Origin of the sequence: Desulfarculus baarsii DSM 2075 (assembly GCF_000143965.1) — a bacterium.
In the GTDB taxonomy this organism is placed as follows: domain Bacteria; phylum Desulfobacterota; class Desulfarculia; order Desulfarculales; family Desulfarculaceae; genus Desulfarculus; species Desulfarculus baarsii.
This window is the reverse complement of the sequence record NC_014365.1, coordinates 1,902,620-1,923,845: the sequence shown is the minus strand read 5'-3', so window position 1 is coordinate 1,923,845 and position 21,226 is coordinate 1,902,620. Positions and strand designations below refer to the sequence as shown.

At 62.8% G+C, this 21,226-nt stretch carries 19 protein-coding genes, 1 tRNA gene and 1 CRISPR repeat array (1 of these 21 only partly in view); of the genes, 6 read left to right on the top strand and 14 right to left on the bottom strand.

Annotated elements, in window-relative coordinates:
* Positions 1-193: 193 nt before the first annotated feature.
* Both DEBA_RS08555 and DEBA_RS08550 read left to right on the top strand, forming a co-directional pair.
* Positions 194-997, top strand: a complete 804-nt coding sequence (locus DEBA_RS08555) for an ABC transporter ATP-binding protein (protein WP_013258530.1) — start codon at positions 194-196, stop codon at positions 995-997.
* Positions 990-1,757 carry an ABC transporter ATP-binding protein gene (locus tag DEBA_RS08550; RefSeq protein ID WP_013258529.1) on the top strand — a complete coding sequence of 256 codons (768 nt, stop codon included), beginning with the start codon at positions 990-992 and terminating at the stop codon, positions 1,755-1,757. Before DEBA_RS08555 ends, DEBA_RS08550 begins: the two co-directional genes overlap by 8 nt.
* A 327-nt stretch (positions 1,758-2,084) precedes the next feature.
* Here DEBA_RS08550 and DEBA_RS08545 read toward each other — a convergent pair whose 3' ends face one another.
* The 6 genes from DEBA_RS08545 to DEBA_RS08520 form a co-directional block, all read right to left on the bottom strand.
* On the bottom strand, positions 2,085-2,966 hold the full coding sequence (locus DEBA_RS08545; RefSeq protein WP_013258528.1) for a 3-hydroxyacyl-CoA dehydrogenase family protein: 882 nt from the start codon (positions 2,964-2,966) through the stop codon (positions 2,085-2,087).
* Positions 2,967-2,976: 10 nt separating this feature from the next.
* Positions 2,977-4,305 carry a DUF362 domain-containing protein gene (locus tag DEBA_RS08540; protein WP_013258527.1) on the bottom strand — a complete coding sequence of 443 codons (1,329 nt, stop codon included), beginning with the start codon at positions 4,303-4,305 and terminating at the stop codon, positions 2,977-2,979.
* A 51-nt stretch (positions 4,306-4,356) separates the two neighbouring features.
* Entirely contained in the window at positions 4,357-5,424 is a 1,068-nt protein-coding gene (locus DEBA_RS08535; protein ID WP_013258526.1) for a phosphotransferase family protein, read from the bottom strand.
* Between the two features lie 25 nt (positions 5,425-5,449).
* A complete protein-coding gene (locus DEBA_RS08530; RefSeq protein ID WP_013258525.1) occupies positions 5,450-6,145 on the bottom strand; it encodes a TetR/AcrR family transcriptional regulator in 696 nt (231 codons plus the stop codon).
* 70 nt (positions 6,146-6,215) lie between these two features.
* Positions 6,216-7,424, bottom strand: coding sequence for an acyl-CoA dehydrogenase family protein (locus DEBA_RS08525; protein WP_013258524.1), 1,209 nt, complete (start codon positions 7,422-7,424; stop codon positions 6,216-6,218).
* A 25-nt stretch (positions 7,425-7,449) separates the two neighbouring features.
* Positions 7,450-8,154: a histidine phosphatase family protein gene (locus DEBA_RS08520; protein WP_013258523.1), complete on the bottom strand. Its 705-nt coding sequence runs from the start codon at positions 8,152-8,154 to the stop codon at positions 7,450-7,452.
* Positions 8,155-8,602: 448 nt separating this feature from the next.
* On the opposite strand from DEBA_RS08520, the gene DEBA_RS08515 reads away from it, so the two are divergent.
* The 4 genes from DEBA_RS08515 (at position 8,603) to DEBA_RS08500 (ending at position 11,776) form a co-directional block, all read left to right on the top strand.
* Positions 8,603-9,376 carry an electron transfer flavoprotein subunit beta/FixA family protein gene (locus DEBA_RS08515; RefSeq protein ID WP_013258522.1) on the top strand — a complete coding sequence of 258 codons (774 nt, stop codon included), beginning with the start codon at positions 8,603-8,605 and terminating at the stop codon, positions 9,374-9,376.
* 29 nt (positions 9,377-9,405) lie between these two features.
* Positions 9,406-10,386: an electron transfer flavoprotein subunit alpha/FixB family protein gene (locus DEBA_RS17010; protein WP_013258521.1), complete on the top strand. Its 981-nt coding sequence runs from the start codon at positions 9,406-9,408 to the stop codon at positions 10,384-10,386.
* Positions 10,387-10,448: 62 nt separating this feature from the next.
* On the top strand, positions 10,449-11,657 hold the full coding sequence (locus tag DEBA_RS18380) for a hypothetical protein (protein ID WP_013258520.1): 1,209 nt from the start codon (positions 10,449-10,451) through the stop codon (positions 11,655-11,657).
* A 42-nt stretch (positions 11,658-11,699) separates the two neighbouring features.
* Positions 11,700-11,776, top strand: a tRNA-Pro gene (locus DEBA_RS08500).
* A 346-nt stretch (positions 11,777-12,122) separates the two neighbouring features.
* Here DEBA_RS08500 and DEBA_RS08495 read toward each other — a convergent pair.
* The 8 genes from DEBA_RS08495 to cas1 form a co-directional block, all read right to left on the bottom strand.
* A complete protein-coding gene (locus DEBA_RS08495; protein WP_043814090.1) occupies positions 12,123-12,833 on the bottom strand; it encodes a hypothetical protein in 711 nt (236 codons plus the stop codon).
* Positions 12,830-13,357 carry a class I SAM-dependent methyltransferase gene (locus DEBA_RS08490; RefSeq protein WP_222831998.1) on the bottom strand — a complete coding sequence of 176 codons (528 nt, stop codon included), beginning with the start codon at positions 13,355-13,357 and terminating at the stop codon, positions 12,830-12,832. The genes DEBA_RS08495 and DEBA_RS08490 overlap by 4 nt, the downstream gene beginning before the upstream one ends.
* Before the next feature lie 101 nt (positions 13,358-13,458).
* Positions 13,459-14,061: a TetR/AcrR family transcriptional regulator gene (locus DEBA_RS08485; RefSeq protein WP_013258517.1), complete on the bottom strand. Its 603-nt coding sequence runs from the start codon at positions 14,059-14,061 to the stop codon at positions 13,459-13,461.
* Positions 14,062-14,234: 173 nt separating this feature from the next.
* The gene (locus DEBA_RS08480) at positions 14,235-16,607 is read right to left on the bottom strand and encodes an AAA family ATPase (RefSeq protein ID WP_013258516.1); all 2,373 of its coding nucleotides are present in this window, start codon (positions 16,605-16,607) and stop codon (positions 14,235-14,237) included.
* Positions 16,607-17,569 (bottom strand): toll/interleukin-1 receptor domain-containing protein, encoded by a 963-nt coding sequence (locus DEBA_RS08475; protein ID WP_013258515.1) that lies wholly within the window; start codon positions 17,567-17,569, stop codon positions 16,607-16,609. The genes DEBA_RS08480 and DEBA_RS08475 overlap by 1 nt, the downstream gene beginning before the upstream one ends.
* 159 nt (positions 17,570-17,728) lie before the next feature.
* Positions 17,729-18,649, bottom strand: coding sequence for a CRISPR system precrRNA processing endoribonuclease RAMP protein Cas6 (gene cas6, locus DEBA_RS08470; RefSeq protein WP_013258514.1), 921 nt, complete (start codon positions 18,647-18,649; stop codon positions 17,729-17,731).
* Between the two features lie 12 nt (positions 18,650-18,661).
* Positions 18,662-18,949 carry a CRISPR-associated endonuclease Cas2 gene (gene cas2, locus DEBA_RS08465; protein ID WP_013258513.1) on the bottom strand — a complete coding sequence of 96 codons (288 nt, stop codon included), beginning with the start codon at positions 18,947-18,949 and terminating at the stop codon, positions 18,662-18,664.
* Positions 18,950-18,960: 11 nt separating this feature from the next.
* Complete coding sequence (cas1, locus tag DEBA_RS08460) at positions 18,961-20,880, bottom strand: CRISPR-associated endonuclease Cas1 (RefSeq protein ID WP_187288522.1); 1,920 nt, start codon at positions 20,878-20,880, stop codon at positions 18,961-18,963.
* Between the two features lie 202 nt (positions 20,881-21,082).
* Positions 21,083-21,226: direct repeats of the CRISPR family, unit length 37 nt; unit sequence CTATTGAGGGATGCCGCTAGAGGAAGCGGATTGAAAC (it continues 323 nt past the right edge of the window).

Here is a 21,226-nt window from a genome sequence, read left to right as displayed (position 1 = left end):
GCGGTGGACCGGGCCTTGTCGCCCGGGGCCAAAGCCGATTGCCGCAAAGGCTCGGCGGCCGCCAGGTCAAAGCCGACCGCGCCCAGAGAATGAGATCCTTCTCGCCCGTCAGCGCCCCCGTGGCCGGCGGACGTGAATAAAACGGCAACAGGGCAGGCCCGGCTCCGGCCGCCCAAACCCACGACGAGGCCCCATGCCGATATTCGAAATCAAAAACCTGTCAATGGTTTTCGGCGGTCTGACCGCCTTGGACAACGTCTCGCTCAGCGTCGAAAAGGGTTCGACCACCGCGGTCATCGGCCCCAACGGCGCGGGCAAGACCACCCTGTTCAACTGCATCTCCGGCCTCTACAAGCCCAGCAGCGGCGAGGTCGTCTTCAAAGGCCAGCGGCTCACCGACAAAAAGCCTCACCAAATCGCCAATCTGGGCGTGGGCCGCACCTTCCAGAACATCGAGTTGTTCAACAACATGACCACCCTGGAAAACTTGATGCTGGGCCGCCACATGCACATGAAAACCGGCCTATGGGCCAGCTGCACCTGGTGGCGCCGCGGCTCCAAAGCCTGCCGCCTGGAGATCGACCACCGCGCGCGCGTCGAACGGATCATCGATTTCCTCGACCTGCAATCGGCCCGCAACCGTTTCGTGGGCGGGCTGCCCTATGGCACGCAAAAGGTCGTCGAGCTGGGCCGGGCCCTGGCCACCGAGCCGGAGTTGCTGCTGCTGGACGAGCCCGTGGCCGGCATGAACCTGGAGGAGAAACAAGACCTGCTGTTCTGGCTCCAGGACATCAAGGACCAGTTCGGCGTGACCCTCTTGATCATCGAGCACGACATGCGCGTGGTCATGGAGATCAGCGACAAGGTCATGGTGCTCAACTACGGCAAGCCCATCGCCTATGGCGCGCCCGATGAAGTGCAGAAAAATCCAGATGTGTTGGCGGCTTACATCGGCGACGAACAGGCTGCCGCCCAGGCGGGAGGGCAACATGCTTGAGGTCAAGAACATCGAAACCCTCTATGGCCTGATCATGGCCCTGCGCGGCGTTTCGCTGCAACTGGAAGAGCACAAGATCACGGCCATCCTGGGCTCCAACGGCGCGGGCAAATCCACCCTGATCAAGACGATCATGGGCATGCTCGACGATCAGCCCGACAAGGGCACCATCGAGCTCGACGGCAAGCGCATCGACAGAAAAGACACCGAGGACATCGTGCGCATGGGCCTGGCCTTCGTGCCCGAAGGCCGCGAGGTGTTCAACGAGCTGACCGTCCTGGAAAACCTGCAGATGGGCGCCTACACCCGCTCCAGCGCCGAGGCCAAAAAAGACATCGAGTGGATATTCACGCTCTTTCCCCGGCTCAAGGAGCGCATCAAGCAGCTTGCCGGCACGCTCTCGGGCGGCGAGCAACAGATGGTGGCCATCGCCCGGGCGCTGATGATGCACCCGCGCATCCTGTTCCTCGACGAGCCGTCCCTGGGCCTGAGCCCGCTGCTGACCAAGGAAATCTTCGCCACCATCAAGCAGATCAACCAAGAGGCCGGCACGACCATCCTCTTGGTCGAGCAAAACGCCAACATGGCCCTTTCTGTTTGTCACCGGGGCTATGTCATGGAAAACGGGCGCTTCGTGCTCGACGGCACGCCCGAGGCGCTGATGGCCGACAAGGACGTGCAGGAGTTTTACCTGGGCGTCAAAAGCGAGGTCTCGGTCAAGGGCTTCCAGCGCTACAAGCGCAAAAAACACTGGCGCTGAAACTCTCGCCAAGCCCCACCACCCCGGCCCCGCGCCGGGGTTTTTTCATGCCAGGCAAAAAACAAACCCCACCGGCTTCGCATGAGGCCGCTGCACGGTGAAACATAACAAATGTTGTAAAAACAGATAATAACCTGTGAAACATGAATTCTACCGTGCAGCAGCCGAAGCGCGCCATGGACGGCGCGCCAAATCGCGAGCCTGATTAGGCGAGCGATTTGTGAGGCTTGGCAAAACCGCGCTTTTGCCAAGCCGATGCTGCACGGGGCAGGATGCCCCGTGCAGCACTCTCCGCATGGGCCGGCGGGGGCGTGTTTTGCTTGAGCGTCAGTCTTGGGGAATCAGGCGCTTGCCGGCGGCGTCGTATCGATAAAAACCCTCGCCGCTCTTGCGGCCCAGCTTGCCTTGGGCCACCATGCGCCGCACCAGGTCCGAGTGCTCCTTGATGCGCTCCTCGCCCACCGATTTGAAAAACTCGCTGACCAGCAGATGCACGTCCAGGCCGGCGTTGTCGGCGATCTCAAAAGGACCGGCGCTCCAGCCATAACCCAGCCGCATGCCGATGTCGGCCTCCCATGGCGTGACCACGCCATCGTCGACCAGCTTGAGGGCCTCGGCAAAGGCCGCCGCGAAGATGCGGTTCATCACAAAGCCCGGGATGTCCTGGCGCACGCGCACCGGCGTCTGGCCCAGGGCCCGGCAAAAAGCCGTGGCCGCCTCCATGGTCTGCTCGCTGGTTTGCGCGCCGCGCACCACCTCCACCAGCTTCATCAGCGGCACCGGGCCAAAAAAGTGCAGGCCCACGAAACGCTGTGGCCGCTTGGTGGCCGCGGCCAGCCTGGTGATGGGGATCGACGAGGTGTTGCTGGCCAGAATGGCCCGCTCCGGCGCGATGGCGTCGACCTGGGCAAAGATGGCCAGCTTGAGCTTTTCGCTCTCGGGCACGACCTCGATGACCCAGTCGGCCTCGGCGGCCGGGGCCAGGTCGTCGCAGTCAGTCACACGGGCCAGGACGGCCGCGGGCGCGTCACTCACCAGCCCCTTGGCGTGCAGCCGCCCCAGCGAGGCGGCCATGCCGGCCTGGGCCTTTTGCAGGGCCGCCGAGCTCTGATCCATCAGCCACACCTGGCAACCGGCCTGGGCGCAGACCTGGGCGATGCCTCCGCCCATGAAGCCCGCGCCGATGACGAAGACTTTGTCGTTTATCATCGTGCGCCGCCTATTTCACCTGGAAGTGGGCTTCCTCGAACTCGGGCTTGTCCTTATAGCGATTCATGAAGAAACCGGGCATCTTATTGGCGTTTTTGAAGATATTTTCATCGACATTGACGCCAACGCTGTGCAGGGCCTCGACGATCTGTTCGGGCTTGGGCGGGCAGCTCTTGATGGCCACCATGTGCTGGATGTTGGGGTTGTCCTTGTGGGCCTGGTAGATGCACTTGCCCAGCAAAATGGTGTGCTTCTTGCCGGGGGTGGGCTCCATGGTCTTGCCGGTGAGCACTTCCACGTCGTCCCAGGGCTGGCCCTTCCAGGCCATGGCGATCGAGGAAAGCACGATGCCGTTGATGCCCGAGCAATAGGTGCACATGGTCGTGTCGTATTTTTTGTACGATAGGCCCGTGACGCCCATCTTGGCCATGGGCAGGGGCAGCGAGCCATCGGCGGTGTAGGGGAAAACGGCCTCGTGGGGCTTGGCCAGGGCGCTCAGATCGCTTTCGCCCACCACCTCCACGTCGGACAGATCCAGCGGCCGGCCGTGGTTCTTGGCGTAGTGGACCAGGTGGGGCACCTCGGCCGGCTGGTGGCCCAGGAGGGTGCTGCCCACTTTATCGGCGCTGAAGATGTCGGTGGAGGCCACCAGCAGGTCGCTGCGATGCATGCGGCCATCAAAGGACGGACCGCGCTCGGCGGTGTAGAGGCCGTCGATCAGGTTGAGCAGGGGCGGCATCTTGTCGGACAGGCGGGCCACCCAGAAATGCAGGTCTTTTTGGGGATCGGGGCTGTGACAGGCTCGGCGCGAGACCACGTCGATGGTGCCTTTGAGGTTCTTGATGCCCAGGCTGACCAGGGTCTGGGCGTGGGTCTTCATGACGGGGATGTCGACGACAAAGTCACAGTTGATGATGTCGGTGTTGAAGTTGAGCACCACGCCATCGCCCAGGTCGACCTTCTCGAAGGGCCGGGCGAAGATGGAATGGGCCTTGACGCCGTAGCGCCGGCCCAGCTCGTTGTAGCCCAGGCTCTCGAAGGCGTGTTCGGAGGTGGGCGCCGACTCCTTGGGGTTCATGGTCACCGAGCCCTCGACGATGGTGATCTCGCTGGCCCCGTGATCCTTGAGCATCTTGACGATGTCCTCGATGACCCGGCTGGTGGTGATCACGCCCCATTTGGGAAAGGGCACGGCGGTGGTCCAGAAGACGATATTGGGCTTGATGACCACCTTGGCGCCCTTGGGCAGCTTGGCCAGACCGTCGCACAACTCCACGGTTTCGCGCACAGAATCAAAAGGCGCCTGGTATTTTTTCACGGCCACAACGTGCTTGCTCATCCATAACCCCTTTTCAAAGGACTACGGGGTTTCGCGGCCCCGCTTCAAATATTACAATCCTGACCGATCGATGACCCTTCGGCAAGCCCTTTCCAGAACCGCCGCCCCAAAACCCAGCACTTTGAAGCGCGGATCCTGGGTTTGGCCATGATACGAGCGGTAGTATATCTGCTGCAGGATTACTAGCAGGCGGAACAGGCCAAAGCAATAGTAATAGTCAAAATCGCTCAGGTCCACCTTGGCCAGCTTGCTGTAGTAGGCGATCATCTCGGCCCGGCTGATCATGCCGTCGAGGGTGGTGCAGTTCTGGCGCATGCGGTGCACTTCCTCCGGGTCGCCTTGCTCCACCCAATAGGCCACCATGTGGCCGAAATCGGTGATCTGATCGCCGAGGGTGCACATCTCCCAGTCCAACACGCCCACGATGCGCGTCAGGTCGTTGGGGTCCAAAAGCAGGTTGTCGACCTTGAAATCGTTGTGCACGATGCCCTTGCGGTCGGACTCTGGCGGCATTTTCTCCACCAGCCACTGCATGATCTCCTCGCAATCGGGCACGTCGGGCGTGCGGGCCTTGCGATAGCGGGCGTTCCAGCCCTCCACCTGGCGGCGCACGTAGCCGTCGGGGTTGCCCAGATCGCCCAGGCCAATGGCCTTGTAGTCCACGCAGTGCAGCTCGTAGAGCACCTCGACCATGCGCTCGCTGAAACGGCGGGCGTCCTTGGGGTCCATGTGGAAACCCTTGGGCGGGTGCTTGCGCAGGATAAAGCCGTGCAGGCGCTCCATCACATAAAACGGGCAACCCATCACCGCCGGGTCGTCACAGAAAACGATCGGCCGCGGCGCGTAGGGAAACACCGGATGGATCGCCCGCAGAATGCGATATTCGCGGGCCATGTCGTGGCCGCTCTTGGGGATGGTGCCAAAGGGCGGCCGGCGCAGAACCATCTCGGCGTCGCCGTATTTGACGAAATAGGTGAGGTTGGAGAAACCTCCGGGAAACTGCCTGATCTCCAAGGGTCCGCGAAGGCCGGAGATGTTCTCGCGCAGATATTGGTCGATGACCTTGGGGTCGAGTTCCTCGCCTTTGCGCACATCCGCAGGGCTGTCGGTCAGATCCATGTCCTACCCTCTTCGATTCCGATAACTATTGACGCCCAGCCGGGGCCAGGCAATAGGCCTCGACCATCTCGATGACGAACCTGGCGTACTGATCCACGCTGACGCCGCGCTTGGCGTATTTCCACCGCTTGACGTACCAGTCCTGCATCAGGGCCTTGCCGCAGGCCGCCAACAACTGGGCGTCGGTGGCGATGAAAACGCCTTCGGCCTGGCCCGCCCGGATGATCTCGGCCACCATGTTTTCGGTCTGCAACTCGCCGGCCATGGCCTTGTCTTTTTCCTCGGGGCCCAAGTGCTTGGCTTCCATGTAGGAAAAATAAAACCATTGCTGCATGGCCTCGCTGAGAAACAGGTGCGCCTCGATGGCCACGCGCAGCCGTTCCCGCGCGCCTTCGACCTTCTCCAGGCACTGGCCAAGGATCATCATCGTCATCGAACGGCCGGCCCGCTGCAACAGCTCCAGCAGCTCTTCCTTGCTGGAAAAATAGGCGTAGAGCGCGCCCATGCTCAGACCGGTCTCCCGGCTGAGGGCGCGCATGCTCATGGCCTGAAAGCCGTGCTGATTGCTGATGCGCAGCGTGGCTTCAAAAATGCGGGGCAAGTTCTTGGCGACGGTTTTGCCTTTTTTGATGCGTATGCTCTCGCCGTGCTCTTCATATACCCTCTGGCACATGTCGACCCACGACACGCTGACCATCTCGTTGAATTCGGCAAAGTTCATCGGTGCGATCGTTCTCCACGGGCCAAGAACAAGCCCCGCGCCATTTCTTTCAGGCCACCCGGCGCGGCGGCTACTTTTGGCCCTTTTTGGCCTTGTACTCCTTGATGATGCGCTTGGCCACCGACAGCTTGTGCACTTCGTCCACGCCGTCGTAGATGCGCGCGGCCCGCTCTCCACGGTAGAACGAGGCTATCACAGTGTCGTCGGTCATGCCCAGCCCGCCATGCACCTGCAGGGCGGTGTCCATCACTTTTTGCAACACGCCCGCCGCGTAGAACTTGATCAGCGAGATTTCCTCGCGGGCCTCCTTGGTGCCCAGGGTGTCCATCTTCCAGGCGCAGTGCAGCACCATCAGCCGGGCGGCCTGGATCTGGGCGGCCATCTCGCCGATCCAGGTCTGGATGATCTGCTTGTCGGCCAGCACCTGGCCCGGGGCGATGGGCCGCGTGGTGGCCCGCTCCAGCACCAGCTCCAGGCAACGGTTGCAGATGCCGATCCAGCGCATGCAATGGTGGATGCGGCCCGGTCCCAGACGCTCCTGGGCCAGGATAAAGCCCATGCCCCGTGGCCCCAGCAGATTTTCGGCCGGCACGCGGCAGTTCTGGTACAAGATCTCGGCGTGGCTGTGCCAGCTGTCGCCGGTGTGGCCCATGACGGGGATGTTGCGCACCAGGTTGAAGCCGGGGGTGTCGGTGGGCACGATGATCATCGAGGCCTGGAGGTGGGGCGCGGCGTCGGGCTCGGTCTTGACCATGGCGATGGCGAACTTGGAGCCATCGGCCGAGGACGTGTACCACTTGTGGCCGTTGATGACCCACTCGTCGCCATCGAGGACGGCGTTACTGTCCATCAGCACCGGGTTGGAGCCGGGCAGGTCGACCTCGGTCATCGAGAAGCAGCTGCGAATCTCGCCGTTGATCACCGGGCGCAGATATTTTTCCTTTTGCTCGGGCGTGCCATACTTGTGCAAAATCTCGGCGTTGCCGGCGTCGGGGGCCTGGCAGCCAAAGGTGTAGACGCCCAACGGCGTGCGGGCCAGCGCCTCGCAGACCAGGCCGTACTCCAACAGATTGAGCCCCATGCCGCCAAAATCCTTGGGATGCATGGGCGCCCACAATTCCATCTCCTTGACCATGCGCCGTTTTTCTTCCAGCTCCGGCTCCAGCGACGAAAATTCCTTGGTCAGGAAATCGTGCTCCATGGGGATGAGCTCCTTGTCGACGAACTCGTTGATCATCCCCAAAATTGTCTGCATTTTCGGAGAGATGGAAAAATCCATGACTGCCTCGCCTTCGTTAAAGGGGTTACCTATAGGTTATCAACGCCGCGTCGCGGGCCTGATCCAGATGGGCGATGGAATTGAACGACCAGAGAAAAAACCTGTCGCCGCTGAATTTGCACGCCGTGATCGAGGAGTTGACGATCTGCCAGGTGATGCGTAACGTCACTTCGTCATCCAGGCCCAGGGCCATGTTCATCACCGAGGAAATCGGCCCGCCCGAGGTGAACACCGCCACCCGCCGGCCAGAACCCTGGTTTTCGGCCATGATCCGCCGGATGGCCTGCTGCGTCCGACGATGAAAGCCGCTCCACGAGCCCAGCCCAGGGATGTCGCGATCGGTGCTCACCCAGCGCAACATGCCCTTTTCATAGACCTTCTGGAATGACCGGTTGTCCTTGTACATGCCCTCCACCGCCCGCTCCAACGATGGATCATCGGCGATCATCTCGGGCAGCAAGGCCTTCAAAATGATAAACGAACTATATTCGTTCAGATCGGGGTCGATGACCAACTCGTCGCCGCCGTGGCCCAAACGCTCCAAGACGATGTTGGCCGTGTCCATCTGGCGCACCATGTCGCCGCTGTAAACCGCGTCGAAGCCCATGCCCGTCTCGGCCAGATATTGGCCCAGAATCTCGCTTTGCCGCCGGCCCAGGCCGGAAAGACGGTCGTAGTTGTCACTGGCGAAAGAGGCCTGGCCGTGTCGGATAAAATAGATAACGCCCATCGGTCGATCCCCGCTTATCAGCTATGCGTCCTACCGGCCGCCGTTTGTCCATGATCGAATCATGCACCGGCCAGCCAATCAAGTCAATAAAAATCGAACGTTCGTTCTATTTTTTCTTGCCTCGGCCCTTGCCCTGGCTTAAACTCCAAGCAGAAGGCCCCGGGCAATGGTCTCATGATATGAGGCTGCTGCACGGTGAAACATAAAAAATGTTGTAAAAACAGATAATAACCTGTGAACATGAATTCTACCGTGCGGCGGCCGAAGCGCGCCATGGACGGCGCGCCAAATCGCCAGCCTGATTAGGCGAGCGATTTGCGAGGCTTGGCAAAACCGCGCTTTTGCCAAGCCGATGCTGCACGGGGCAGGACGCCCCCGTGCAGCGCTCTCGATATAGATGATAAAGATAAACAACGGCCCTTGGCCACAATTTGCCGCGAGGGTGTGCATGAAGATCCTGGTCTGCGCCAAGCAAGTTCCCGACCCCCAGGCCCACGTCGAGATCGACCAAAACGGCTCTTTGACGCGGCCGGGCCAGCCGCGCTGGCAGATGAACCGCTACGACGAGTTTGCCGTCGAGGCGGCGGTGGCCATCAAAAAGGCCAGGCCGGGCGTGACGGCGGAGGTGATTTCGCTGGGTCCACCGCGCACGGCCGCCGTGCTGGAGCGGGCCATCGGCATGGGCTGCGACCAGGGCGCGCAGATCATCACCCCCGAGGGCCTGGACCTGGACGCCAGGCGCACCGCCGCCTGCCTGGCCGGCTTTGCCCAGGGCCGGGGCTACGATCTGATCCTCTGCGGCGTGATGAGCGAGGACGCCATGCAGGCCCAGGTGGGGCCCATGCTGGCGGCGCTGCTGGGCTGGCCCTGGGCCACGGCCGTGGTGGCGCTGGAGCTGGACGCCCAAGGCCGCGGCCTGGAGCTGTGGCGCGAGGCCGAGGGCGGGGAGCGCCACGGCCTGCATGCGCCCTTGCCGGCGGTGGTCTGCGTGCAAAGCGGCCTGAACAAGCCGCGCTACCCCAGCCTCTCCAACCTGCTGCGCGCCAAGGGCCAAGAGCATGCGCGCGTGGACTGGGCCGACCTGCCCGCGCCCGAGCCGTTGGTGCAAATCAGCGGCCTGGCCCTGCCCCAGCGCACGCGCCAAGGCCTGTTCCCGCAAGGCGACGCCACGGCCAAGGCCCAGGCCCTGGCCCGGATTCTGCGCGACAAGGCCTTGATCTGAGGTCCGAAGCGCCACAAGGAGCCAAAACCATGCCCCAGCGCATCGTCGTCATCGTCGAAAGCCACTCCGGCCGGATCGCCCCGGCCTCCCTGGAGGCCATCACCTGCGCCGCCCGTCTGCAAGAACTCTCCCCAGCGCCGATCCTGGGCATCACCCTGGGTCAAGACGCCTGGCCCACGGCCCAGTTGCTGGCCGCCGAGCACGGCCTCGACGCCCTGGCCGTGGAGGCCGAAGGCCTTGTCGGCTACAGCGCCGAGGCCTGGCTGGCGCTCCTGCCCGAGTTGCTGGGTCAGTTGGCGGCGCGCTGGGTGCTCATGGCCGCCACCAGCCAGGGCCAGGATTTGGGCCCGGCCCTGGCCGCCCGCCTTAACGCGGCCTGCATCGGCGGCGCGCGGGGCCTGGAGGCCGACGAAGACGGCCCGCTGTTCGTCCGCGAGGTTCACGGCGGCAAGCTGTTGCAACGCCTGCGACCGCTATCGGCCAGCGCCGTGGTCCTGGTCCAGCCCGGCTTTTTCGCGCCTCACCTGGCCGGCGCCGGCCCGGCCGGCCAGGCCACCCGCCAACGCATGGCGGCCGTGGCCCGCCGCACCGCCGATCTGCCCGCCGCCGGCCAGAGCCAGGCCGGGGCCAGCCTGGCCGACGCCGAGGTGATCGTGGCCGCCGGCCGCGGCCTGGGCAAGCCCGAAAACCTTTCCCTCATGCGCGATCTGGCCGCCCTCTTCCCCCGCTCGGCCGTGGCCGGCTCGCGGCCGGTGTGCGATGACGGCTGGCTGGAATATCGCTGGCAGGTGGGCGTCACCGGCCAGACCGTCAGCCCCAAGCTCTACATCGCCTGCGGGATCTCCGGGGCCAGCCAGCACGTGGCCGGCATGCGTGGGGCGGGCTTGGTGGTGGCCATTAACAACGACCCCCAGGCGGCCATCTTCAACGAGGCCGATGTCTGCGTGGTCGAGGACGTCGTGCAATTCACGCCAGCCTTGATCGCCAGCTTGCGCGCGCTGAAAGGTTGACCAGCCCCGGCCATGGCGGCATACTGACCGGCAACGTCTCGAACGCCGGAGCATCGCCGCCAATGCCTCAACCAAGCCCGCCCGCCCGCCTGCTTTGGGACAGTTCGGGCCTGTGGGGCCTGATGGCCCTGGAAAGCGCCCGCCTGCTGGGCCTGCCCCTGGAGCCCATCACCGCCGCCGAAATCATCGCCGGCCACCTCCAAGGGGCCAGGCTTCTGGTGGCGCCCGGCGGTTGGCCGGCGCTCAAGTTGGCGGCCCTGGGCCCGGCCGGGGTCGAGGGCGTGCGCGCTTTCGTCAACGGCGGCGGTTGTTATCTGGGCTTTTGCGGCGGGGCCGGGCTGGCCCTGGCCGGCGACGGCGGGCTTGGCCTTTTGCCGCTGGGCCGTGACCGGGGCGGCGGACGGCTGCCCTCGGCCAGCGGGCCCATCCAGGTCAGCGCCCCCGACGGCGCGGCCGCTCACGCCTTGTGGCGCGGCATGGACGGCCGGGCCGTGTTCCACGTCTGGTTTCCCGGCCAATTCGCCAGGCCCCAAGGGGCCGAAGTCGACATACTAGCAGTCTACGACCAGCCCATGCCCCTGTTTCACTGCGCCGACGTGGCGGTGGGCGGCCTGGACGCCCAGGCCCTGGCCGGCCTGGAGCGGCAATACGGCCTGCGCCTGGATCCAGGCGTGTTGCTCGGCCAACCAGCGGTGATCGGCGCGCATTTCGGCGCGGGCAAGGTCATCGCCAGCTACCCGCACCTGGACACCACCGGCGACGGGCCCGGCGGCCTGGCCCTGCAAAACCTGTGGCGCTTCTGGGCCGGCATAGACGGTCCGGCCGCCCCCGACGAGCGCCCCGCCGCCTTACCCAGCCCGGAGGCCGCGCGCCTGGCGGCCGAGGCCTGGGATCTCTGGCAGCTTGGCGCGGACATGGGCCTGTGGCGGGCGCGGCACCCGGTGATGCCTCTGTGGCGGCGCGGGGCCAGGGGCCTGGAGTTCTGGTCGCTGACGCGGATGCTGGCCTTTGTCGCCCGTCATGCCGATACGCGTCTGGCGCGAGCGCCTTTTTGGCCCAGCCTGGTCGAAAGCGTCGAGGCCTTGCTGCGCGATGGTCCAACGGCGCTGGCGGCCCAGGCCGCGCTGCTCGTCGGCCGCGCGGCCACGCCGGCCCAGGCGGCCCTGCACGAGCAATGGTTTCCCGCCCCGCGCCGGGTGGGCGGCGGCTTCAAGCTGGCCAGCGATTTTATTGAACGCGCGGCCCTGTTAGTGGCCCGGCGGGCCGGTTAGCCAATTGACAACGACCGCCGGCGGTGGTACAAATTGCGCCGTCGGGACGTGGCGCAGCCTGGGAGCGCACTTGAATGGGGTTCAAGGGGTCGCTGGTTCAAATCCAGTCGTCCCGACCAGCAAAAAGACAAACAGCCATGGCGTTCGCGCCGTGGCTGTTTTGTTTTTTGGGGCATCGCCGCTTTGCTCCGCGCCTTGCCCAAGGCAACGCGGCCAGCAGCTCATCGCGACACGAAAAGTGAGAGCGCCGCGCGGGGGCGTCCTGCCCCGTGCAGCATCGGCTTGGCAAAAGCGCGGTTTTGCCAAGCCTCGCAAATCGCTCGCCCAATCAGACTGGCGATTTGGCGCGCCGTCCATGGCGCGCTTCGGACGCCGCACGGTAGAATTTATGTTTCACGGGTTATTATCTGTTTTTACAACATTTGTTATGTTTCACCGTGCAGCGGCCTCAAACTAGCCGGCCGTTCATGCCTTCCCGAGCCTGCCCGATTCCAGCGCCGCGCCTTGCCGGGCCGTAATTGCCAGCCTGGCAAGCTGATACGCCCCGCAAGCCACCAGGGCCACGTCCACGTAGGCGCTTAACTGGAATATGCCGAACAGCCCGAAATATACGCACACCACGCCGGAGACCAGCTCCAACACGGGGGGCCGCTGGCTGGTCAGGCACAAAAACCCGCTTATGGTGAGCATGGTGGGGCAATTCAACACCCCCAGCGGCGAAACCAACAGTGCGTTCAGCATGATTGGGCTCTGCACCCAATGCAAGTACCAGAAACCGAATATCAGGCCCACGAGGCCGAAAAGCCGGTCCGCGGCATTGGTCTTGCCCAGGTTCCAGTTCAACTCGCCGCGCCAAAGGCCATTAAGGATAAGCGCGAGATAGAGCCCGAACAGCAATACATTGGGCAGGACGAAGTAGTAGAGCGCGACACCGGTGGCCGAGGCGGCCAACAAGCCCAAGAAGCCGCCAAAAAGGCGGGCCCTAGCGCCGGGCAGCAGCAGTCCGGCCGTCAGCACGGCCAAGAACGCCACGTGCATCAATAGCGAAAGCATGGCAAGATCGCTCGCCACAACGGCCAGCATGCGGCTGATGGCCCGAGGCGACTGCGTGAGCGTCATGGCGAAGGCGATAACCATCACTCCTCCCACGACCCACCATTTCGCCTTGTTTCTCATTGCTCTTTCCTTTCCGGCTTGACAAGCAAGGCCCGCAGGCCGCGCGGAGGCTCGGCGGGGTCGGTTTCCAAGCCCGCGCGATGCGCCAACGCCAGGAATTCGGCGAAGTTATCCGCGCTGACATGCCCCCTGGGCTCGACCACCAGAAGCCTGCCGCCCGGTTTCAAGGCCTCATGGATCTCGCGAAAAAAACCCGCCTGGTCCTTTAGCTCATGCACCACGTGCAGGGCCAAGGCGAAATCAACCCCGCCCGCCAGATCCTCCAACCCCAGCACGTCGCCCGTGGCCAGGCGCGTCTCGATGCGGTCCAGAAGCTTGGCGCTCGCGGCCCGGGCGCGCACCTTTTGCAGCATCTTCGGTTGGATGTCCACCGCCACGACCTTGCCCTCCGGCCCCACCATCCGGGCCACGGGCAGGGTGAAAAAGCCCATGCCGCAGCCCGGCTCCAGCACGGTCATGCCGGGCGAGATGTACGATCCCAGCAATTTGCGGGGGCTTTCCATAAGCTTTCTGAGTGGGCTCAAGAGCAGATATCCCACCCACACCGGGCACACATGTTCCGCCATGCTTATTTCCTCCCATCGTAGTAAGTACTTACTTTTATGGACCACAAAAAAAATAGGGCCTAGCCCCGGGGCAAGAGCCCGTCCATGAATATGTCCGCCAGGGTCCAAGCCGCCTCATCGTCGCTGATCCCCAGGGGCTCACCGAATAAATTCATATGCATATCCGTTACATACAAAAAAACCGCGAAAAGGAAAAAGCGCGCGGTCAGGTGCGGTTCCTTGGCCCGGAGCGCGCCTTCTTGCATGCGCTTGGCAAAATATTCTTCCAGAATCCGGATGGGGGTTCTCTCGTGATCAGCCATGTGCAGGCCCTCCAGGCTGCTGAAAAAAGTGAGACGCACTATGCGCTTGTCACGGCCCACGTGCTCCATGATGTGGCGGGCGATGGTGTATAGCACTTCCCGGTCATCGCCGGCCCGCATGGCCGGCGCCATCTCCTCACCCACCGGATGATGGGCGAAAAGCTGATGCAACGCCTCGACGTATAAATTTTCTTTGTTCTTGAAATGACGAAACAAAAGAGTTTCACTCACCCCCGCCTCCCTGGCGATCTCCTTGGTGCGCGCCCCACTGAAGCCCTTTTGCGCAAACACATCAAGCGCCGTCTCCAAAATGAGTAGCTTTCTTTGTTCCGCGCTCATGCGGTTTTCGCCGTGGGACATGCTTCCGCCTCTGTAGTAAGTACACACTTACTTATATCAGACAGAAAGAAGCGTGTCAAACCATCTCGCCCGAGGCGTGACGCGCGCCGGCGACCGGTTGATCATGGTCGCCCCGCATCAAGACTATGCTAGTTGCCGCCCTAGCCCCGCGAGCGGAAGCAATGGAGACGCTTTCAAGGCTGCTTTGCGATCCACAGCCGAAATAGCGGCACGGTCAGGCGGTAACAATTGTCGTGGCGCTCGATGAGATCGCGCCACAATAGCCCTTGCAACACTTCTCGGTCGGTCGGCGGGGGTTGTTCCTCTTGGTCCACGAAGCCGCGCAAATATTCCCACTGAGCCTCGGCGCCTTCCAGATCCGGGGCCAGAATTTGCCGGAGGGCGCTTTCCGCCTCGTCGACGGCCTCCCGCCGCGCCCGCTCAAATATCTTCGCGGTCACCGTGGTCGCCTGGGGCGTGTTGTTGATGATCCCGCGCAGGTTTTCGGCCAAAAGCTGCACAAAATAGGGCCAGCCGCCGGTTTCTTGATGGATGCGCGCAATGCCCTCGGAGCCGCCCCAGGATGACTCCTTGTGGACGACCTTGTGCTCGGCGCTGGCGTGGCGCATGGGCTCCAGCAACAGGACGCGGGTTTCATCGGGCGTGAACCTGGGCATAGCAATCGTGCGCGGGCTGATCAAATAAGAGGCCCATTGGGCGTTGCGCAATTCGGCGATATGATGGGTTCCCACGAACATCCAAAAGATATTGCGCCTTTTTTCGATGGCGACGCGCAGCAGCGACAAGATGTCATCGGCATGAAAGCGACCTTCGCCAATTAAGCTGTCGATCGTTTCATACTCGTCGACCACGATCAGCAATTGCCGCCTTTGCGCGCCCAAAAGCTCATCAGCCCGCCGCGCCAGATCCTCAAACTCGCACAGCGGCATTTCCCGCTCGGGCGGCGGCCCCAACGCAGCCTCGGGCACGACCTGGCAAATCTGGCTGGCGATGGAGGCGGCGAAATGGTTTTGGCTGGTGCGCGACGCGGCGCTTTGCATGGACACATCCACCAGCAACACATCCTCCGGCAGGAACGGCCGCAGGTTAGCGATCAGGGAGCTTTTGCCGGTGCGGCGGCGGCCTTGGAGAATCAAACTGGCCCGTGACCGCGGGTCTTCCAATGCGTCTTCAAGTTTTTCCAGCACGCCTTCACGCTTGACAAAGGCGTCGTTGTCCATCTTCAGTTCCCCGCCAGCTTTGAAGCAGGCGGGGATTTTTTCCTTGCCCATATTGGCCTGGGCCTTGGCCACCTCGTTATTAGCCAATGTCCGCCACTGGTCGGCCGCCTGGCGCAGTTCCGGGCCCAGAGGGCGGGCGAACCCGCTCACTTGGCCGTGAAATTGTTCGACAGCCGCGCGCAAGTTTTCCGCCGCCGCCAGTTTGCGCCACGGGGAGGCTTGGCTTCGCAAGCGCAGATAGCCAGCGGCCACGGGAGAAAGCAGGCTTTCCACCTGCTCGGTTTGGCTCGGATAACCCCTCTTGCCCCGGGGCAGGCCGGCGGCCATGGCCGGCAGTTTGGCCAGATCGGCCTCCATGGCCATGTCCCTGATGGCCAGCACCGTCTTGGCCCACAGCGCCTCTTGGCGTTGGCTCGGGTAGGTGTCGATGAGGCGTTCTATTTCGGCCCGGCCGTGTTGGGGTTGCGCTTGGGCCCAGGCCACCAGCAAGCGGCCCAGGCCAAAAAAACGCGCGTCGCACATTTGGTCCCAGGCCACGGGGTGGCGGGGGTAGCGGTTGGCTTTTAGATTTGGCCAGAGAAAGAAAAAATGAACTGGCAGATAGTAGGCTCTGGTTAAAGAAATAAAAAACGCCAGCCCCAACGCCAGCCCCAACGCCAGCCCTTCTGCCAGCCCTCCTGCCAGCCCTACTGCCAGCCCGTATACCAGCCCGGATACCAGCCCTACTGCCAGCCCGTATACCAGCCCGGATACCAGCCCGGAGTCCAGCCCGAATAACAGCCCGGATACCAGCCCGGATACCAGCCCGGATACCAGCCCGAATAACAGCCCGTATACCAGCCCGGATACCAGCCCGGAGTCCAGCCCGAATAACAGCCCGTATACCAGCCCGAATAACAGCCCTACTGCCAGCCCGGATACCAGCCCTCTTGCCAGCCCTTTTGCCAGCCCTACTGCCAGCCCTACTGCCAGGCCGTATGCCAGCCCGAATGCCAGCCCGGATGCCAGCCCTACTGCCAGCCCGAATACGCTATCCATCCAGAAATCATGGCGCGGCAAGGCGGCCCAACCGTGATAGGGCAACTCAGGCTGAAGTAAGACCACGAGCAGCCAGCGGCCAAGAACTACAACCAGAAACAGCCAAGGCAGGGCATGGGCATACAGACAAAATGTCGCTTTGATCCGCGACTTGAGCTGGAGGATAGACTCCAGTTCCTCCCAAAACAGCATGGGATCGCGATAAAAAAGCCCCAACCAGGCCAGGGCCGCGCGGTGGTGGGAAGGCCACAAGCGCAGTTCGGCCAGGGGCAGGCTGGGTTTGGCCATCACAGCCTCACCTCGGCGCAGAGCGCGGCCAGGCTGGACTCATAGTCATAGGCATTAGGGGGAACAAGCTCCCGTTCCGTGGCGTCCATGGGCCTGCGCGTTTGCGCCAGCAGCCAGATATGCTGTTTTTTAACCAGGTTGGTCAGGTTGCTCAAAAAGCCTGCGTCCCAGCCTGGGTGTTGGGCAGCCAGATGGAAATGAGTGAAACAAACCCGGCAAGGCCGCGTTTGGCGCTGTTCCAGGTGCTGGTTGAAGGCCAAAACATCGCGCGCGCCGGCGATGTCGCCGATTATCTTGTCGGTCGGGCAAGGGGCCTTGAGTTCGAAGCGATGGTCAAGATCGGGCAACGCGTCCCAGGGGTCATGTTCGGAGCAGACATTATCGATGAGCCCCCTCCAATTGACGGAGCGGTTATCATTGACATATAGGCAGACCGGATTATCGTTTCTCATTAGTCGGCGAATTTTGTCCCTGGCCTTCAGCCAGGCCGTGGGGCTTGTGCCAAGATCAGCGCCGCAAAGCTTTACAAGGCGGTCCCATTCCGTTTCACCTTCGGCGCAAGGGCGCTTATCGCGCAAATCCGGCATCAGCGGATTTGGCCGGGTAAGACCGGCGGGGAGTTCTGCGCGCTCAACATCGCCAAGCAACACGGGCAGCACCTTGGGGCCGTTCCCTGCCAGCCCGTGAGTAAAATCCGGGTCCATGGCGATTGCGCGGGCCATCTCGCGTTGGCAATTTGGTTGGCCGAGATATTTTTTGGAAATCAGCAAAACCTGCTGATCGGCGTCGTCTTGGTGTTGGTCCATCTGGCCGGCAAGAGTCGTGCCGCCCTTGAAATGTTTGATATCGATGATGGCTTCAACGCCGCCGGCCTCCAGACAGGCCAGAAGGCGGTCCCTGGCCAAGTCTTTGTCTTCGTGACAATAGCTGATGAACACCTTGCGACGGTTGGCCGGCGGCATGCGCGTTTCTCCCCCTGGCTTGGCGACAAGCGAACAAGCAATGGCTAAACAATGGCGACGTGGATCAGACCCGCCCGAAAGAACTGTAATGCCCTGAAAGACATGGAGAAATATTTGCCCATCCATGGGCGGAGGTCAACCCAAAACAGTCGGCCGACCTCATGTCTGCCATTCCAGGCGATATTGCCCCATGCCCAGGGCCGCGCGTCCACCGGCATGACAGCGTTCGCCCAACGCCAACAGCGGCGTCAGGGCAAGCAAATCCCCACGGAGCCAAAGATCGCCCAGAAAACCCTCCATGGGGATGTTTCGGCCATCCTGCCTTTGGGACTGACGAAACCAGTGGTGGCGCTCCGCTTGCTCGAACTCCCCTTGCAGGCTTCGAATCAAGCGCTTGAGCTCCTTGAAGTCCTCCGCCAGCTCCAGACCATGCCAGCGCGCCAGGCCGGAGACGCGGTTGGCCAGGCCGGTGAGCATGCTTTGCGGGCTCAAGAGACTCTCTCGGCCGCTGCGCTGGTTCAGCGGAGCCAAAAAGCGCAAACAGGCTTTGTGAGCGCCATCGCCTGGGTCTGGCGCGGGAGCGGCGACAATTTCCATATCGGCCAGTTCGCAGCCGGGCGCGCGCCCCTGGGCCCAGCGCAGGTTGTGTCGCAGAGCGGCGGCCAGGGACGCCGCCGCCGCCGTGGCATAGTCGCCGGCCAGGCCAAACAGCGCCAAGACGATCCGCACCATGCCCGCCTCTGGTTCGTAATCAACCCTGATCACGTAGGGCTTGGGGATTTCCAGGCCACCGGTCAACTTACCTTGGGGCCGAAAAAACACGTCCAGGGCGCAAGGCGGCCACCACGGGCAGGGCTGGCCAGCCAGGGCCAGCAGCGACGCGCCGCGCTTGAGATCATCGCCCCAAGAGCCGCGCACCTTGCCCGCCAGTTCCCACGGGGCAACGCCTTCTTGCCACGGCGGCGGGTCCAGGAGGCAACTGGCCCGCACCAAAGTCTCGCGCCAAAGCCCGCAAAGCTCCACCAGCGACGCTTGACCATCGGGATGCAATAGCCAGGCGCTCAGGCCATCTTTGGTCACTGTGATAATCCTTCAAACAAAGTAATAATCATGGCTCTGGGGGGGCGCCGTCACGCCAAAGACCAGAGTTTTCCCAACACCGCTGGCGTCCAGGGCATAGACCCGCAAGGAATCACGGGGGCCCAGCTCGGCCGCCGCGCGCGAGGCGATGATTTTGGCCGCGCCCTCATCCAGCCAGGCCTCAAAGACGCTTTTTTGCACTCGCACGGCGTGGTTCCCAAGCACTCTGGCCAACCGCCGCCGACGGGAATCATCTTCCACATCGTAGGCGAACACCACCAGCATTTCAGCGCCGGACATGCTCTCGGGCCTCAATATTTCATGTCGTAGGGCGCATAAACACTCCGCCCCATGACATGATCCCGGTAGGCCAGGACTTGTTCCTCCAGCAGACCACGCCATTTCACTTTTTCGCCGGAGCGCGGCGACTTGACGGGGCGATCGAGCCAAGCCTCGTAAGCGCGAATGATGGTTTCGCGCCCTTCGGGGGTGACATGGCAAGGCCATTTATCGGTTTTGTAAAACATCTCTTTCTTCAAGATGTGATTATTGGCCAAATACACCGCCAGCCCCTCGCAAAGCGGCGCGCGAAACTCCTCCACCAGATCGGAGATGCAGCCTGGCTTGCCGTCCAACGAGCCGTGCAGGCTGGCGAAGCCTGGATGCAGCCCGTGGCGGGCCGCCAGGCAGCGCAGATCGCGGTAGAGCATGGAGGCGACATAGGAGATGACCATGTTCACCCCATCGCGCGGCGGACGCCGTTGGCGGCTGGAAAATCCCCAGCTTTTGTCCAGCAACAGGGCCAGGCTCGCCCAATAACGCTTGGCCGCCTCTCCTTCCAGGCCCAGCAGCTCGGAGATGGTCGTGGCCGTGGCGATGCGCCGCGGCAATTGCTTGAAGGCCGCCAGATTGCTTTCGATATCGGAGTTTTTGCGCCGGCGGTTGAGCCGCATGAGCAAGGCCCGTTGGCCACGCACGCGGCCGGCGCAGATGAGCCGGGCCAGGGCCAGGCGCTTGGTCTCGTCCAGGGCCACCGCCGCCTGGGCCAGGTGCAGGGCGGCCTTGTCGGCGACCATGGGCTCCAACACGCCCAGGGTGCGGCCCCAGCCATCCACGTAGGCCACGGGCGTGCGACACTCCAGGGCGAAACGCTGGGCTTTTTGCGATATGTCGCAGCCGGGCCAAAGCTCCACGCGGTCCAACTGGCTGGGCAAGACCACCATCAGCTCCGGCGCGTCTGGTTCCGGGCCCGAACGCACCACAAAGGCCCGGCCTCGCACATCCAGGCGGCAACCCTTGCGGCTGAGATACATCACCCGCAGCCGGGGCGACAGGTCTTGGAAGCCGGGGCCCTCCGACGCCTGATGCAAGGGCTCCACCGGCGGCGATGGATCGTCGGGCGTTGGGCCGGGCGGCGTTTCTTGCGGCGCGTCCGACTCCTGCTCGCGCTCCAAGGCCATGGAGCGCACAAAAAGCCGGCCCAAAAACTCAAAGCCTTGCTCGAAGTTGACAATGCGGGTTTTGTCGGGGTTGAGCCCCAGCCCATACTCGGCCAACAACGCGCTCATCGCCGCCAGAGACTCGCGGGCTCGCTCCTCGCTTTTGCACAGCAGCAGAAAATCATCGGCAAACCGCACCAAACGCGCCCCCGTCCGGCCGATGCGTTCGTCCATGTCGTCCAAATAAATGTTGGCCAGCAGGGGCGACAGGGGCGAACCCTGGGAAACGCCCACCCCGCCGGCATGGGCGTGGGCCAACCATTGCGCGATGAGCCCCAACACGTCCTGATCGTCCACGTAGCGGCGCAAAACCGCCATGAGCCCGTGGTGGGGGATGGAGTCAAAATAATCGTCGATGTCGCCGTCCACCACCCAGTGATAGCCCTGGCGGAAATAACGGCCGACGCGCTCCACGGCCATTTGCACCGAGCGCCCCGGCCGATAGGCGAAGCTGGCGTCTTCCATCTCCGGCTCCAGGATGGGCGTCAGCCCCTGGCACAGGGCGGTTTGCACCACCCGATCGGCCACCGAGGGGATGGAAAGCCTGCGTGGCGAGCCATCGCGTTTGGGAATGCTCACGTTCCTGATGGGGCCGGGGCGATAGCTGGCCGAACGCAGGGCGGCGTGCAGACCTTCCAGGTTGCGCTCCAGGCTTTCGGCAAAATCATCCAGCGTTTGGCGGTCTCCGCCGGGGGCGCCCTTGTTGGCCAGCACCTTTTCCCAGGCCAGCATCAGGCTACTTTTGGCGATTATCTTGGCATAAAGGCGCATATCAACCATGTGGAAACGATGTTTGTCAAATTTAATCAAATGATTATATTGATCATGGCCCGAAATGGCAAGGTTTTTGCCAGGCTGACGACCGATAATGGCATGTCCGTGTGGAAACAGCCCCAAAAATAAATATTGCAATCGGGCGGTTGGCCAGGGTACCCTATTGAGGGATGCTGCTAGAGGAAGCGGATTGAAACATTATTTTCATTGTCTTTTCCTCTCTTTTCTTCCCTATTGAGGGATGCCGCTAGAGGAAGCGGATTGAAACGTGGGAGCTTAACACCGCCCGACTCCATCACCTCTC

Bases quoted from the DNA above. Each gene is read 5' to 3' on its own strand.
- DEBA_RS08535 (WP_013258526.1), bottom strand. From the start codon at position 5,424: ATGGATCTGACCGACAGCCCTGCGGATGTGCGCAAAGGCGAGGAACTC.
- DEBA_RS08475 (WP_013258515.1), bottom strand. From the start codon at position 17,569: ATGCCGCCGGCCAACCGTCGCAAGGTGTTCATCAGCTATTGTCACGAA.
- DEBA_RS08540 (WP_013258527.1), bottom strand. From the start codon at position 4,305: ATGAGCAAGCACGTTGTGGCCGTGAAAAAATACCAGGCGCCTTTTGAT.
- DEBA_RS18380 (WP_013258520.1), top strand. From the start codon at position 10,449: ATGCCTCAACCAAGCCCGCCCGCCCGCCTGCTTTGGGACAGTTCGGGC.
- DEBA_RS17010 (WP_013258521.1), top strand. From the start codon at position 9,406: ATGCCCCAGCGCATCGTCGTCATCGTCGAAAGCCACTCCGGCCGGATC.
- DEBA_RS08545 (WP_013258528.1), bottom strand. From the start codon at position 2,966: ATGATAAACGACAAAGTCTTCGTCATCGGCGCGGGCTTCATGGGCGGA.
- DEBA_RS08530 (WP_013258525.1), bottom strand. From the start codon at position 6,145: ATGAACTTTGCCGAATTCAACGAGATGGTCAGCGTGTCGTGGGTCGAC.
- DEBA_RS08555 (WP_013258530.1), top strand. From the start codon at position 194: ATGCCGATATTCGAAATCAAAAACCTGTCAATGGTTTTCGGCGGTCTG.
- DEBA_RS08495 (WP_043814090.1), bottom strand. From the start codon at position 12,833: ATGAGAAACAAGGCGAAATGGTGGGTCGTGGGAGGAGTGATGGTTATC.
- DEBA_RS08480 (WP_013258516.1), bottom strand. From the start codon at position 16,607: ATGGCCAAACCCAGCCTGCCCCTGGCCGAACTGCGCTTGTGGCCTTCC.
- DEBA_RS08520 (WP_013258523.1), bottom strand. From the start codon at position 8,154: ATGGGCGTTATCTATTTTATCCGACACGGCCAGGCCTCTTTCGCCAGT.
- DEBA_RS08550 (WP_013258529.1), top strand. From the start codon at position 990: ATGCTTGAGGTCAAGAACATCGAAACCCTCTATGGCCTGATCATGGCC.
- DEBA_RS08525 (WP_013258524.1), bottom strand. From the start codon at position 7,424: ATGGATTTTTCCATCTCTCCGAAAATGCAGACAATTTTGGGGATGATC.
- cas2 (WP_013258513.1), bottom strand. From the start codon at position 18,949: ATGTCCGGCGCTGAAATGCTGGTGGTGTTCGCCTACGATGTGGAAGAT.
- cas1 (WP_187288522.1), bottom strand. From the start codon at position 20,880: ATGCTGGCCTGGGAAAAGGTGCTGGCCAACAAGGGCGCCCCCGGCGGA.
- DEBA_RS08485 (WP_013258517.1), bottom strand. From the start codon at position 14,061: ATGTCCCACGGCGAAAACCGCATGAGCGCGGAACAAAGAAAGCTACTC.
- DEBA_RS08515 (WP_013258522.1), top strand. From the start codon at position 8,603: ATGAAGATCCTGGTCTGCGCCAAGCAAGTTCCCGACCCCCAGGCCCAC.